10 protein-coding genes are annotated in these 13975 nt (G+C 75.2%); 1 reads left to right on the top strand and 9 read right to left on the bottom strand.

Features of this window, described 5'->3' with window-relative positions:
- Positions 1 to 117 precede the first annotated feature (117 nt).
- The 8 genes from ACFXHB_RS38090 to ACFXHB_RS38055 all read right to left on the bottom strand — a co-directional run bounded on the left by ACFXHB_RS38090 (position 118) and on the right by ACFXHB_RS38055 (position 10109).
- Positions 118 to 276 (bottom strand): DUF6760 family protein, encoded by a 159-nt coding sequence (locus ACFXHB_RS38090; RefSeq protein ID WP_380580540.1) that lies wholly within the window; start codon positions 274 to 276, stop codon positions 118 to 120.
- Positions 273 to 773, bottom strand: a complete 501-nt coding sequence (locus ACFXHB_RS38085; protein WP_380580538.1) for a hypothetical protein — start codon at positions 771 to 773, stop codon at positions 273 to 275. The genes ACFXHB_RS38090 and ACFXHB_RS38085 overlap by 4 nt, the downstream gene beginning before the upstream one ends.
- Complete coding sequence (locus tag ACFXHB_RS38080) at positions 770 to 1210, bottom strand: phage tail protein (protein WP_329884140.1); 441 nt, start codon at positions 1208 to 1210, stop codon at positions 770 to 772. Before ACFXHB_RS38080 ends, ACFXHB_RS38085 begins: the two co-directional genes overlap by 4 nt.
- Before the next feature lie 62 nt (positions 1211 to 1272).
- Positions 1273 to 2826 (bottom strand): phage tail sheath family protein, encoded by a 1554-nt coding sequence (locus ACFXHB_RS38075; protein ID WP_380580536.1) that lies wholly within the window; start codon positions 2824 to 2826, stop codon positions 1273 to 1275.
- Positions 2827 to 3091: 265 nt separating this feature from the next.
- Entirely contained in the window at positions 3092 to 5191 is a 2100-nt protein-coding gene (locus ACFXHB_RS38070; protein WP_380580534.1) for an AAA family ATPase, read from the bottom strand.
- The gene (locus ACFXHB_RS38065) at positions 5188 to 5892 is read right to left on the bottom strand and encodes a DUF4255 domain-containing protein (protein WP_380580532.1); all 705 of its coding nucleotides are present in this window, start codon (positions 5890 to 5892) and stop codon (positions 5188 to 5190) included. The genes ACFXHB_RS38070 and ACFXHB_RS38065 overlap by 4 nt, the downstream gene beginning before the upstream one ends.
- A complete protein-coding gene (locus tag ACFXHB_RS38060) occupies positions 5889 to 9158 on the bottom strand; it encodes a hypothetical protein (RefSeq protein ID WP_380580530.1) in 3270 nt (1089 codons plus the stop codon). The genes ACFXHB_RS38065 and ACFXHB_RS38060 overlap by 4 nt, the downstream gene beginning before the upstream one ends.
- Positions 9159 to 9299: 141 nt before the next feature.
- Entirely contained in the window at positions 9300 to 10109 is an 810-nt protein-coding gene (locus ACFXHB_RS38055) for a LuxR C-terminal-related transcriptional regulator (protein WP_380580528.1), read from the bottom strand.
- Positions 10110 to 10258: 149 nt separating this feature from the next.
- Here ACFXHB_RS38055 and ACFXHB_RS38050 point away from each other — a divergent pair, with 149 nt between their 5' ends.
- Entirely contained in the window at positions 10259 to 11668 is a 1410-nt protein-coding gene (locus ACFXHB_RS38050) for a hydrolytic protein (protein ID WP_380580526.1), read from the top strand.
- Between the two features lie 362 nt (positions 11669 to 12030).
- Here the strand turns inward: ACFXHB_RS38050 and ACFXHB_RS38045 are convergent, their stop codons facing one another.
- Positions 12031 to 13731: a DUF4157 domain-containing protein gene (locus ACFXHB_RS38045; RefSeq protein WP_380580524.1), complete on the bottom strand. Its 1701-nt coding sequence runs from the start codon at positions 13729 to 13731 to the stop codon at positions 12031 to 12033.
- Positions 13732 to 13975 lie beyond the last annotated feature (244 nt).

The raw sequence follows: 13975 nt of genomic DNA, 5'->3' as shown, positions 1-13975 counted from the left end.
GCGCCCTCCTGGCCCGTGCTCGCCCCGCCCGCGCCCCCGCCCGCGCCCGCCGGGGCGGCGGCCGCGGCGCCCGGCACGACGGCGCGCCGGCGCACCCTGTCCCGCCAGGCCATGTGCTCAACCGCCTTCGTTCATCCGGGAGTTGATCTGAGCGATCTCGGTGACCCACTGCCGGCGTTCGTCATGGGTCAGGTCGAGGATCTCGTCGCGTTGCCAGTGGAAGTGGTAGGCGATGTACGCGATCTCCTCCCTGAGCCGGGGGAGCGCGTACGTCACGATTCCCCCAGGCGCCCACCGGAGAGGTCGACCTCGAAGCCGCCCTCGCAGTGCGGGCAGGTGACCGCCGCGCGGGTGTGGCCCTCGCTGTTGACGCGCCGGTAGAAGTCCTGGAGGAAGGCGACGTCCGTCGCGTACATCCGCTCCACGACCCCGGCGTGCACATCGGTCACGGTGCCGAGCCGGGTGATGACCTGGCTGAGCAGGACCACGCTCAGGTACGCCGGGTTCTCCTTGACCCGCAGGTCGATCTGGGGCCGCAGCTCGTCGCGGGCGGTGGCCAGGCGCATCGAGCCGTGCCGGTGCAGGGTGCCCGCCTCGTCCACGTACCCGCGCGGCAGCTCGAACTCGAACTCGGTGCGCAGCGCGTGTTCCTCGCGCCGCGCCGGAGCGCCGGCGGAGGGTGCCGCCGGCGGTGCCGGTGCCGGGGCCGGAGCGGGCGCCGTGGCCTGGAGGATCTCCTCCAGGCTGCCCGCCGTCACGGTACGTCGCCTCATTCGACGATGATCTCCTCGAACACGATGGTCACGGACTCGGTGGCCGCGGCGGACTCGCCGGCCTTGAGCGAGGGGCCCTCCCATTTGGAGGCCCAGCCGTTCATCAGCTGGATGCGGCGGACGGTCTCGCCCGTGGAGTCCTTGATCTCGATGGTGAGGTTCTGCCGGGCGGTGTCGACGGCCCCGTTGTTCAGGGTCTCCTTGATCCACGTGGTGAACTCGCTGCTCTTGTCGAGTCCCCGGGTGATCGTGACCTCGCCGGCCTGGCGGGCGCCGGGCTGCTTGCGGATGATCTGCTTGCCGTCCTTGCTGACCTGCCGGACCTCGACGACCTCCTCCTCGACGGTCAGGCCGCTGATCTCCTGGATCGACTCGACCAGGTAGCCACCGAGCTGCACGCCGAAGATATGGGTGGAAAGAGCATCGCCCTCTGCCATGACTGTCTGTCACCTTTCCTTGCTGCTCGTCCCGGCGGTCCCGGGACCGCCGGACCTGCGGGTCACTCGTCGATGAGGCTGGTGCTGTCGGAGAACTGCGCCAGCCGGAACACCACGAACTCGGCCGGCTTGACCGGCGCCACGCCGATCTCACAGATCACGCGGCCCTGGTCGATCGATTCCTGCGGGTTGTTGTCCCGGTCGCACTTGACGTAGAACGCCTCGGCGGCCGTCCGCCCGAACAGGGCGCCGCCCCGCCACTCCTCGGTGAGGAACGCGGTGACGTTGCGCCGGATGCTCGACCAGAGCCGGTCGTCGTTCGGCTCGAAGACCACCCACTGGGTGCCCAGGAGGATGGACTCCTCCAGGTAGTTGAAGAGGCGGCGCACGTTGAGGTAGCGCCAGGCCGGGTCGGAGGAGAGGGTGCGGGCACCCCAGATCCGGATGCCCCGGCCGGGGAAGGTCCGGACGCAGTTCACCCCGATCGGGTTGAGCAGGTCCTGCTCGCCCTTGCTCAGGCGCAGTTCCAGGTCGACCGCGCCGCGGATCACCTCGTTGGCGGGGGCCTTGTGCACCCCGCGCTCGGCGTCGCTGCGGGCCCACACGCCGGCGATGTGGCCGCTCGGCGGGACGGTGGTGTTGCGCCCGGCGGCCGGGTCGAAGACCCGGATCCACGGGTAGTAGAGGGTGGCGTAGCGGGAGTCGTAGCCCGCCTCGTCGTTGCGCCAGGTCCGCACCTGCTGCGCGGAGAGCCCGGGCGGGGCGTCCAGGACGGCGACCCGGTCGCCCATCTGCTCGCAGTGCGAGATCACGGCGAGCTGGACGGTGCGCACGCCCTCGGCGTCGATGTCACCGCGCTGGTGGGAGCCCATCAGGTCGGGCACCGCGACCATGGTGATCTCGTCGATGGTCTCCAGTCCGCCGAGACCGGTGCGGGCCGCCGCGTCGCCGACGTACTCGGCCGGGTCGAGCCGGGCCGCGGAGCCGGCGGCCGGGGCGGGCACGGCGGCGGGGGCGTCGGGCAGGGCCGCGGTCTGGTTCGCGGGCCGGCTCTGGGCGGTGCCGCGTTGCTCGGTGACCTCGATCAGCGCCGAGCCGCGGGCCTGGGCGACGAGGTAGCCCTTGACGTTCCGACGGGCCGACACCTCGAAGGTCTCGGCCACCGCCCCGTCGCGGTGGACCAGCAGCCTGAACCGGTCCTCGGGCGGGTTCTCGCCGTCCGCGTCGGCGATCTCCACCGAGACGCCGGTGACGCCCGGCCGGGCCGCGAGCAGGAACCCGCCGAACTCGACGGGTCGCGCGGCGCGCTGCTCGGGGCCCGCGGCGGCGGCCGGCGCGGAGCTGTCCAGGTCGGAGCCGCCGACCCGGACGACGTACGCGGCGCCGCCGCCGTTGGCGAAGTACCCGTAGACCGCGTGGGGCAGGTAGGCGTCCTCGGTGAACCCGCCGAAGCGCTGGGTGTACTGGTCCCAGCCGGTGACGAGCGTCGGCTCGTGGAACGGGCCGCTCCGGGCGAACCCGACGAACGCGGCGACGGCGGTGCCGACCCCTTCGATCGGGCGGGCACCGGACTGCACCTCCTCCACGTAGACCCCCGGGGTGAGGTACGTCGGCATGCTCGCTCCTTCGTGTCACCGGTCTTCGGTGGACGTTCGTCGGTGGACGGTCTTCGCGGTGTCGCCGGCCCGGTCCTGCGGGCGGCGCCCGGTGGTCGGCGCCCGGTGGTCGGCGGAACGCGGTCGACGGACCGCGTCGCGCGCCGCCGCGCCCCGCCCCCAGCCTTTCCGGCGGCCGGTGCCGGCGGGAGGGACCGGCGGACCTGCCCGGGGGCAAGGGCGCTGCCCTCCCCGGCCGCCGCGAGGGCCCGCCGACCGCCCCGGCTCAGACCCGCGTGACCTGGGCCACGTACGGTCCGAACTCGCCCTCCAGCACCAGCCGGCCGAGCTTGCGGTACTCCTGCGCGACCGCCGTCACCGCCTGGGCCATCGTCAGCGGTCCGCCCGCCTCGGCGGCGAGGTAGGCGGCGGTCACCACGCAGGCCCGGATGGAGCCGCCCGCCAGATCGAACCGGTCCGCGCAGAAGTCGAGGTCGAGGTCGTCGCCCCGGGGCACCCGGTCGCCCAGGCAGCGGTCCCACAGGGCGAGGCGCTGGGCGGCGTCGGGCACCGGGAAGTCCGCGATCACGTCCAGGCGGCGGGTGAAGGCCTCGTCCAGGTTGGCGCGCAGGTTGGTGGTCAGGACGGCGATGCCGTCGAAGGACTCCATCCGCTGGAGCAGGTACGCCGACTCCATGTTGGCGTGCCGGTCGTGGGCGTCCTTGACGTCCGAACGCTTGCCGAAGATCGCGTCCGCCTCGTCGAACAGCAGCACCGCGTTGACGGCCGAGGCCTCGGTGAAGATCCGCTCCAGGTTCTTCTCGGTCTCGCCCACGTACTTGTCGACCACCGTGGAGAGGTCCACCACGTACAGGTCCATGCCCAGGTCGGCCGCCACCACCTCGGCCGACATCGTCTTGCCGGTACCGGACGACCCCGCGAACAGCGCGATCACCCCGCGCCCGCGCCCGCCACCGGGCCGCATGCCCCACTGCCCGAGCACCTGTTCGCGGTGGCGGGCGCGCACCGCGAGCTCCCGCAGACTGCGGTGGGTGGGCGGGGGGAGCACCAGGTCGTCCCAGCCCACCGCGGGTTCGACCCGGCGGGCGAGGCGGGCGAGCCCCGCGCCGTTCTGGGCCCGGACGGCGGCGCGCAGGTCGTCGGGGGAGACCGGCCGGCCGTCGAGCGCGGCCGTGCGCGCCGCGGTGCCGGCGGCCCGCCGCAGCTGCCCGGCGTCCAGGCGGTGCGCGGCGACGGACCGGGCGAGCGCCCCGGCGTCCTCGCCGACCCCGGCGCCGCCTCCCGCGCCGTGCTCCTCGCCGGCCCGCTCCAGCGCGTGCCGCCAGCGCGCGACCTGCCGGTCGGGGGCGGGGGCCGCCACCGTCAGGGTGACGGGGGTGTCGGCCGCCCAGGCGGGTTCCCAGCCGCCGGTCCCGTAGGTCAGGAAGGGGATGCCGCGCAGGGCGTCGCACAGCGTGCGCAGCACCCGGGCCCGTTCGTCGGGCCGGTCGGGCAGCTCCTCCAGCGGCCCCAGCAGGACGCCCGCGCCCAGCAGCCGGGCCTCGCGGGCGACGGACCGGGCGAGTCCCGGCACGGCCCGGGGGTCGTCGGTCAGGGCCCCCGGGTCGAGGGCCAGCGGCGGCGGCCCGCCCGCGTGCAGCGCGGCGACGGCCAACCCCTCGGGATCGCCGCCCCGGCCGCGCAGGTGGACGTGGCCGGTGCCGGACCCGGCCGCGGCGGCGGCCCGGCGCAGCTCGGCCGGGTCGACGGCCGGATCGGCGGCCGGACGGCCGAGCACACCGGTCAGCGGCTGGTCGGGCGCGGTGTCGCCCAGCAGGTGGGCGGTGACCCGGTCCGGGACGGTCAGCACCCGGGACAGCGGCGGCCGTTCGGGCTCGGTGACCTCCAGCAGACCGCCCGCGACGAGCGGCGCGGAGGGCGCCAGCCGGAACCGGGCCGCCGCCACCCCGCGCTGCCCGCACAGGTCGAGGGCGAGCCCGACGGTCGGCCGGCGGCGCGTCAGGTCGTCGTTGAGGTAGCCGTAGAGCCGCTCGAAGCGGGTGTCCAGGTCCGGGGCCAGGGCCACCAGCAGCAGGTCCAGGTCCAGGGGGGCCAGGGCGAAGCGGGCGGCGAGCACGGCCAGCGGCGAGCCGGGCGGCGGCGCGTCCGGACCGGGCAGGGCGGGCGGAGCGGGCCGCTGCCCCTCGTCCAGGAGGCGGGCGACCGCTTCGGGGGTGAGGAACTGGCCGCGGTACGGATCGTCCGGATCGGGATCGAGCGCGCGCCGGATCGCGACGGCCTCGCGCACCCGCTCCTCGACGACCCGCAGGCGCGTCCACAGGTACGGGGTCGTCGTCGTGGCGAGGGGTTCCAGGGTCCGCGTCACGGCTGCCGCTCCCCGCGTCGGCGGCGGGCGGGGGCCGGCCCCCGCTCCCGGGAGCCGCCGAAGCCCTCCGGGCCGGGCTCGGCCACCTCCGTGTAGCGCAGCCGCCGCGCGCCGCCCGCCTCCTCCGGTCCGGTCCGGGCGGCGGCGCGCACCACGAGCCCCTCGGTGACCGGTGGGGCGACGGCGGTGGTGGCTCCGGCCAGCGGGGCCCGCACCCGCAGCCCCAGCGACGGCTTCAGCTCGCCGCCCAGCGCCGACCAGACGTCGGAGGCGGCGGGCGCTTCGAGCCCGGTGCCGCCGCCGTCCAGGCCCACGATGAGGCCGAGTTCGGCGAGCGAGCCGGTGAGCAGGCGCGGCGGCAGCGCGTCGGTGGACACCAGGCACCTCAGCACCTGGGAGAGCAGCCGGTGCTCGTCCTGCGGCCGGCTCGCCCACGCGGTGACCAGGTACGTCAGCTCGAACCAGCGGGCCGGGGCGCGGCGCGCGGCGAGGAAGCCGTCCGCGTCGTACACCTCGCCCGCGCCGCTGGCGCGCCGGGTGTGGTCCTCGCGGACGTCGTACAGGAACACGCACACCGTCGGGGCGCTGCGGCGGGCCGCCCAGTCGCGGGTCGGCGCGTCGAACACCACGTCGACGCCCGACGCGTCCAGACCGGACTCCGCGAGCAGCCGGCGCAGCCCCTCGTCGACCTCGTGGATCATCGGCGGATCATCTCGTTGGGCGGCTGGACCGTGCCGCTGACCACCAGGAAGTCGGTCCGCACCGGGGAGAAGCCGGGGCCGCTCGCGGTGATCACCCGGGGGCCGGTCCGATCCTTGGCGAGGATCAGCAACTGGCCGATGAACCGCCCGTCCGGCCCGGGGACGGTCGGCGCCGCCGCGGCCGTGATGCCCGGCTGCCAGGTGAACCGCACCGGCGCGCCGGGCGGGAAGTCCTCACCGCGGACCGACGTGACGAAACCGGGCTTGCCGATCGGCGGGACCGCGACGATCCGCGGCTGGAGGATCCGCAGCGGCCGGCGGGCTTCGTTGTCCTTGGGGTCGGCGTCCGTGCCGGTGGTGGTCAGGGTGCCGGTCGCCAGGCCGGTGAGGGCCCGGTCGGGGCTGAGGACGACCTGGACGACGGCCCGGACGCCCGGGGCGAGGTCGGGCAGCGCGCACACCCACGTCCGGTCGCAGCCCGGCGGCGGCCCGTCGTGGGGCACGCCCTCGGGCAGGCCCACGCGGAGCCGCAGACCGGTCGCCAGCCCTTCGCGGCCGTTGCCGACGGTGTAGGTGAGGACCACGCGACCGCCCACGTAGCCGGGGTTCGGCTGCGCCGTGAGGCTCAGCCCGGGGCCGGCCGGCGGCGCGGGCGGCAGTGGCGGGGGCGTGCCGGTCGGTGACGGGGCCGGCGGCGGAGCGGGGGCGGGTGCCGGGGCGGGCGGTGGGGCCGGGGTCGACGGCGGATCCGTCGTCGGGGTCGGTGAGGGCGTCGGGGTCGGACTCGGTGTCGGCGGGGCGGGCGCCGGGCGCACCGGCACCACGGTCCGGCCGGTGTTGTCGCTGGGACGGGGGTCGAGGACGGCACCGGTGACCGACCAGTCCAGGGGCTGGTCACCGGGCTCGACCCCGGTGACGGTGACCGTGACCGGCACGGTGGCGCCCGGGCGCAGCACACCCAGGGCGCAGACCAGCGCCGCCGCGTCACAGGTGGCGCCGGGCGCGGCGAGGCCCGTGACGGTGACCCCGGCCGGGGGCGCCACGGTCAGCGTGGTCCCGGGCGAGGCGGCCGGCCCGTGGTTGACGACGTCCACCCGGACGGTCCCGGAGTCGCCCACGGTGAGCGGGGCGGCCGCCTCGGGTGCCTGGACCGCGAGGTCCACGGACTGCTGGACGCCCGGCTCCTTCTGACGGCCCGGCAGCCCCGCGGTGAGCGGGGTGCGGGCCCCGGAGACCGCGTCCACCAGGGACAGCTTCTCCGGGCTGTTGGCGGCCAGGGCGGCCCGGGAGCTGATCACCAGCCGCCTGCCGTCGGAGGTCCAGGCGGCGTCGCGGGGCTGGAAGGGCCCGGTGGCCGTGGTGTCGGGCAGTTCCCGGCCGCAGGCCCCCGGCCGGTCGCGGGCCGTGTCGGGCAGCAGCACCCGGCAGCCGTCGCCCGCCGCGGCGACCAGCAGGAGCCCGTTGCGCTCGTCGACCCGGCCGGCGCCGTTCTTGCGGTTGAGGGCGATGGTGGCGCCGTCCGGGGAGAAGGCCGGGCTGTCGTCGACGACCTCGCAGGCGCCGGGGCAGTGGGCGGCGCTCAGGTCGCGCTGGCGGTCCAGATGGTCCACGGGCACGGTCCACACGTGCTTGTTGCCCCCGCCGCCGTTGATCACCTGGTTGCGGGTGAACGCCAGGGTGGAGCCGTCGGAGGACCAGGTGGGCTGGGCGTCCGCGCCCTGGAGCTGCCCCTCGGGCGCGGCGATCACGCCGCGGACCGCGCCCGTGGCGGCGTCAGCGATCAGGATCCGTCCGGGACCGGAGGCGCCGCCCACCCCGCCGGGGGAGGTCCGGGTGAAGGCCAGGAACCGGCCGTCCGGGGAGAACGTCGGATCGGTGTCCCAGTCCCTGGGGCCGCGGCCTCCCAGCGGGAGCGCGGTCGGGTCGGAGCCGTCGGCGTCCGCGATCCAGATCCGTTCGATCCGGCCGGCCGGCAGGTCCGGCCCGGCCGCCGCGTCCTCGAAGCGGGTCACCACGATCCGGCGGCCGTCGGGTGTGTAGCTCTGCCGCTCGGTCCACGGGTCGAACCCGGCGGCGGGCCGGAACAGCGGGTCCTTCGCCGGATCCGTCTCGGTGTCGGCCGCCGGGTCCTCCTTGAGCACGGTCCGGTTGAGGTCACGGGGGTCGGAGCCGTCCGGCCGGACATCTTGCAGGGTCACCACGTGCGGGCCGTCCGCCGAGACGCGTTCGACCACCGCGCCGCCGCCCTGGAGCGGGCCGAGCCAGGTGGCCGGTCCGACCTCGCGGTCCTCGCTGAGCACCACCGCCGGTTCGTCCTCCGAGAGCGCTTTCACCCGGAAGACGTGGTCCCAGTCGCCCTCGCAGCTGCAGGTCCGGTCCGGGCTGAGGAAGAGCAGGTCGTTCCCGTCGGGCAGCCAGCTTGCCCCGTGCGTGCGCCACTGGGCGCGCGGGCCCGCCAGCAGCGGCCCGCCGGTGCGCCCGTCGGTCCACCGCAGCCGGGGCCCGTCCGCTCCGGTGGCGGTGTACGCGATCCGGTCCCGGGTCGCCGGCCCGTCCACCGGGTTCCACACCGGCTCGGTGCCCGCGCCGTCGGCGGGGTCGGAGACCCGGGTGGCCGGGCCGCCCCGCAGTGGCCGGACGTAGATCTGCCGGCCGGCGGCCCGGTCGGCGTCGGAGGAGTACGCCAGGCGCGCGCCGTCGGGCGAGACCGTGGGGTGTTCCTCGTTCGCGGGGGTGTCGGTCAGCCGGGTGAGGCCGGTGCCGTCGGTGCGCACCAGCCACAGGTCGTGCTGGGTGCCGCCGGCCCCGGCGGGCCGCGCCGCGTCGAACACGACCGACCGGCCGTCCGGCGTCAGCCGGGGGTTCGCCGCGTCCAGACCGCTGGTCAGGCGGTGCACCGAGCCGTCGGCGGCGCGCAGGTAGACCTGCGGGGCCTGCTCGTCGCGGCGGCTCGCGAAGACCAGCCGGTCGCCCAGGGCGGCGGGTTGGACGTCGAAGTGCGCCGGGCCCTCGCCGAACAGCGGGGGGCTCGACGTGTTCGTCGCCACCCGGCCGAGGCTCCGGTGCCGGGTACCGGCGTATGCGATCCGGCTGTCCCCGGCATCGGCCGCCGCGGCCCGGGTCCCGGTGCCGGCCGCGGGGGGCCGGTCCCCGGCGTCGCCCTGGCCGGCGGCCGCCGTCACCGCGAGCAGGGGCGCCAGCAGCAGCAGCGCCGCACCGCTCCCGCCCCAGCGGTGTCGCCGACGGCCGGAGCCACCCGTGCCCATCACGGTCCACCTCACAGTCCGGTCCAGCGTCCATGTCCGACGGTGCCACCCTGCCGCCCCGCGGGCGCGGACCGGCAGGGCCCCGGGGCCGGGGCCGGGGGAAGCACCGGCTGCGCTTTCGGGCAGCCGGTGCCGGTCGGCTCAGATCAGCCCGTTGCGCAGCGCGTAGCCGACGGCGTGGGAGCGGTTGCGCAACTGGAGCCGGGTGATGACCTCGTGCAGGACGTTCTTGACGGTCCGTTCGGAGTACGAGGTGTTGCGCGCGATCTCCGCGGTGTCCAGGCCCTCCGACACCAGGCGCAGCATGTCCGCCTCGCGCGGGGTCAGCGTGGAGAGGGACACGGCGTGCGGGTCGAGCGCCGACCGCTGCAGGCTGCCGACGTGGTCGAGGAGCTTCGCGAGCAGGTCGCCGGGCAGGACGCCCTCACCGTTCGCCATCGCCAGGACCAGCCGCAGCAGCCGGTCCTGGTCGGCCTCCGCGCGCCGCAGCACGGCGGTGACCCCGCATTCGATGGCGCGCTGCAAGGCGTCGCCCGAGTCGAAGGTGCCGACCACGAGCCCGGTGCGGGTGGCGGAGTTGTGGCGCAGCCGGTAGAGCAGGGCGGTCGTCTCGTCGTCCACGCTGTCCACGGCCACCAGCGAGACCCGCGCCTCGTGCGCGTCGGCCTCGTCGACCAGCTCCACCTCGGGGCGCTGGCGCAGCTGTTGGACGATCCCGACGTGCAGGACCGGGTCCGAGGCGTACACGGCCACGGTGACCCGTCGGCCGGGGTCGCCGGCCGCCGCGTCGTGCGCGGTCCGGGCGTGGGCCGGGCTGTGGGCCGGGGCCTGGGGCCGGGGCGGAGCCGGGGCACGGCCCTGGGGCGGGACGGTCGGCCGCGTCGTGGCGGTGCCGGACGGGTGGACGGTGCCGATCAGGTCGGTGTGGAGCATGAGGCGTACCTGTTCCATGATGCGTATGAGGGGAGTACAGCAGGATCGAAAGGCAACAAAGCGCCTGGACAGGGGAGTTGGGAGGAGTTCGCGGGGGCATCGGGGCTGCCCGGAGCCTTGCCCCCGCGTCCGTGGAGGCGGGCGGGGCGGCGGCGTAGCGTCGCGGCGTGACGACCCCAGCAGCCACTCCCAGCCCCGGCGCGCCCGGCCTCGACATCCCGTCGGTGACGGTGACTCCGGGCGGTACCGCGACCACCAGCCTGACCGTTCGCAACGACGGCGACATCGTCGAGGCGTACCGACTGGAAGTCGTCGGTGACTGCGCTGCCTGGGCGACGGTCGAGCCCGACCGCGTCTCCCTCTACCCCGGCACCTCGGAAACGGTGACCATCCGCCTGGCGCCCCCGCGTTCGGCGCGGGTGCGGGCGGGTGAGGTGCCACTGGCCGTACGGGTCCTGCCCACCGAGCACCCCGAGGCGGTCAAGGTCCCCGAGACCACCGTGCGGGTCGAGGGATTCCGGCAGCTTCGGGCCGAGAGCGCTCCCAAACGCCGCCGCGGCTGGCTGCGCGGACGCTACCGCCTCGCCGTCCACAACGAGGGCAACCGCCCCGTCCAGGTGGGATTCACCCCGGCCCAACGCGGTGAGGACCTGAAGTTCGACATCCGCCCCGCGGCTCCGAGGTTGGAGCCGGGCGAGTCGGCGGAGGTGGCGCTGCGGGTCCGCGCCGGGAAGCCCGTGTGGTTCGGGAAGCCGGTCACCTGGCCGTTCACCGTCACCGTGGCGGAGACCGTGGCGGAAGCCGTGACGGAAACCGGGGCGAAGGCCGGCGCGAAGGCGGGCGCGAAGGCCGAGGCGCTCACCGCCGGCGACGCCGGTGAGGACGACCGGGAGCGACCGCGGCCGGAGGCCGAGTTCGTCCAGATACCGATCTTCCCGACCTGGCTGCTGGCGGCCCTGGCGGCACTCCTCGCCCTGCTGCTGGCCTGGTTCCTGCTGGTGCGTCCCGCCGTGCGCAGTACCGCCAGGGAGGCCGCCGACCAGGCGGTCCAGCAGCAACAGCCGACCCCCAGCGAGGCGGCGGCCGGTGGCCGGACCCCGGCGGCGAGCCCCGGGCAGCCGGGCTCCGGGGCCGGGAGCACCCCGCCCGGCGCGGGCGCGGGCGGCACCGGTACGGGGACGGGAACCGGAACGGGAACGGGCGGCGCCGGGTCGGGGGGCGGGCAGCAGAGTTCGGCCACCATCGACCTGACGACGGCCGGCGGGGAGACCAAGGCCGGTACCTACGTCGTGCCCGTGGGCAAGGCGTTCGGGATCACGGACATCGTCGTCGCCAACTTCCAGGGCGACGAGGGCGTCGTGACGATCGGGTTCGGCGACCGCAAGATCACGACGATCGCGCTGGAGACGTTCCGTAACCAGGACTACCACTGGGTCACCCCCATCAGGATCACTGAGAACCAGACCGTGACGGTCCAGGTGACCTGTGCGAAGCCGGGCACTCCGGCCACCGGGCAGCAGGCCCAGGAGTGCCACGAGGTCCTCAACGTGAGTGGCGTGTTGAGCGACCTCAGGTGAACAGATGCCACACGCATCGTCTGTCAGGTTGCCCCGGGAGCAAAGGGGAGCCCCGGCCGTTCCGGCTGAAAACCGACGGTTCGGAGGCTGGGAAGACACCCCGGTCATGACTGTACATTCTCATTCCGGCGGCCCTGGGCGGCTCCGGCCCGGCGTTCGAATGTGAACCTGACGGTCGTTCAAATACGGCTGGATCCCGTCCCTCCCCCGGCGCCCGCCCGATCGTTCGGGCGCCGACGGGGAAGGGCGGCGGCGGGTCCCGGTGTGTCGGGGATCACCGCCGGCCGGCGATCACCGCGGGCCGGCCCGCGTCCCGGGCCGGCCCTCCGCACGGAGCGGTAGGCGTCATCAAGCGGTACGCGTCATGAGCCGGCGCGCCGGCGGGCCGTGTCGCCGGCCAGCGAGCGGTCGTGCTGGTACGCCTCCTCCGCCCAGTTCGCGAGGTCGCGCAGCTCGGCCTTGAGCTCGTCCCAGCTCTTCATCAGGGAGCCCATCGTCCGGATCTCGAAGGGGACCATCATGGCGCCCTGCTCCTCGTGCGGAGCGATCTGGTTCATACCGCCGAACACGCTCTGCTGGGGTATCTGGGGGACGCCCTTCAGCGTCGACTCGGCGAACGTGAGGAGGGACACCGGGAGGCCGTCGATCTCCCGGGTGGCCTCGTCGCGGAACTCCAGGTTCGCGCCGCCGTCGCCGGGATCCTCCTGGAACTGTGCGAGCTGGTCGACGATCGCCTCGCTGTTGTCCCGCAGGAAGTCCTGGAACCCGGGGTCGAGGAGGCCGCGGACGTCCGTGAGCTGCGAGCGGGACAGCACGACCGTCAGGTTCTTGATCTGGCCCTGGTCCACGTCCTGCGCGAGGTAGTCGGCCATGGCCGCGACCTGGGTGAAGAACAGCTGGCTGTAGCCGTTCAGGGCGTCCGTCTCCAGCCGCTTGCGCTTGCGCGCCGACTCCTGGCCGTTCTCGTACATGGCCACGACCCGCGCGGCGAAGTCCTTCGCCTGGGAGAACCGGAACCGGGCACGGCGATTCGGCGCCCCCGGGACGTCGGGAGCGGCGTCCCGGAGGTGGTCGAAGAACATCGGCATCCCGGCGAGCGGCACACCGACCGAGTAGTGGACGAACAGCCCGTCGCCCATGCCCGGGGCGCCGGCGTAGTTCGGGAAGTCCAGGTCCGGGGCGATCCGGGCGTCCTCCGCCGCGGGTAGGAGTTCCAGCTCCAGGCCCATGCCCGCCAGCGGGGTCTTCCCGGTCTGCCGGTAGAACTCCTCGCGCACCGTCCTGATCTCGTCGACCAGCTGTTCGAGGGCCGCCGGACCGGACTCGCTGTGGGTGCCGACCACCGGGACCGCTCCGGTCACGAACTCCAGGTTCGAGTAAGTGCCCCCGTCGCGCAGCGACCGCTTGTCGGAGACCAGCTTGAAGTCGGCCGCGGTGCTCTGGGCCAGGTCGGTGTCCCCCTCGTACGTCGCGCCGGTGGAGGTCTCGACGGGCATGTCGATTTCGGTCTCGAACCCCAGCTTGCGCTGCACGGCGGGCGCGTCGGCCCCCGCGGCGGCGCCCGGCTCCGCCCGTTGGACCGCCTCCGGCCGGCCGGCCGGACGCGCCATCACCCGGCGTGCGTTGGTCTCGGCCTCGCGCTCGAAGGAGTCACGGGGGTCGCTGACCCGCAGTCCGTCCCCCCGGTCGGTGCCGGAGACGGCCCCCTTCCGCTGCTGGATCACATGGGTCAGCTCGTGCGCCAGGGTGTGCCGGTCGCCGCCCCCGCGCCCGATGACGACGTCCCTGCCCGACGTGTAGGCCCGCGCCCCGATCTCGGCGGCCGACCGCTGGGCGGCCGCGCCGGTGTGCAGCCGCACGTCGGAGAAGTCCGCCCCGAGCCGCCCCTCCATCTCCGCGCGCACCGGCCCCTGGAGCGGCCGCCCGGCCCCCCGCAGCACGTCGTGCACCGCGGAGCGCTGGACCGGGTCCGGGCCCTGCTCGCCCCGCCCGCCGTGCGCCATCCGGGCCACGGCCGCGTTGCCGATGCTCCGCTGCAGCTCATGAGCCTGCTCGGGGGACATCGCCCCCACCACGGGCCCGCTCGCCCGCGCCTCCCGCGCCGTGCGGTCACCCCCGCCGGCCCGCTCGCCGTTGCCCCTGCGATCGTCCGCCCTCGCGCGCACTCTGACCCTCCCGGTCGCCCACCGCTGCCTTGCCCTCCCCTCCCTACACCGCCGGCACCGGCCGCCCCCATCCCCGAAAGTGCACCCCCGGGTCCATGCCCGTTGCCCGACCCCGCACCCTCGACCGCACCGGCTCACCGCG

It is taken from the genome of Kitasatospora sp. NPDC059327 (genome assembly GCF_042752535.1).
Lineage (GTDB): Bacteria > Actinomycetota > Actinomycetes > Streptomycetales > Streptomycetaceae > Kitasatospora.
The sequence above is the reverse complement of the archived record's forward strand: the minus strand, read 5'-3'. Positions and strand labels throughout refer to the sequence as shown.

Coding starts and splice junctions, on each gene's coding strand:
- ACFXHB_RS38060 (WP_380580530.1), bottom strand. CDS start 9,158: ATGGGCACGGGTGGCTCCGGCCGTCGGCGACACCGCTGGGGCGGGAGC.
- ACFXHB_RS38075 (WP_380580536.1), bottom strand. CDS start 2,826: ATGCCGACGTACCTCACCCCGGGGGTCTACGTGGAGGAGGTGCAGTCC.
- ACFXHB_RS38080 (WP_329884140.1), bottom strand. CDS start 1,210: ATGGCAGAGGGCGATGCTCTTTCCACCCATATCTTCGGCGTGCAGCTC.
- ACFXHB_RS38065 (WP_380580532.1), bottom strand. CDS start 5,892: ATGATCCACGAGGTCGACGAGGGGCTGCGCCGGCTGCTCGCGGAGTCC.
- ACFXHB_RS38045 (WP_380580524.1), bottom strand. CDS start 13,731: ATGTCCCCCGAGCAGGCTCATGAGCTGCAGCGGAGCATCGGCAACGCG.
- ACFXHB_RS38085 (WP_380580538.1), bottom strand. CDS start 773: ATGAGGCGACGTACCGTGACGGCGGGCAGCCTGGAGGAGATCCTCCAG.
- ACFXHB_RS38055 (WP_380580528.1), bottom strand. CDS start 10,109: ATGGAACAGGTACGCCTCATGCTCCACACCGACCTGATCGGCACCGTC.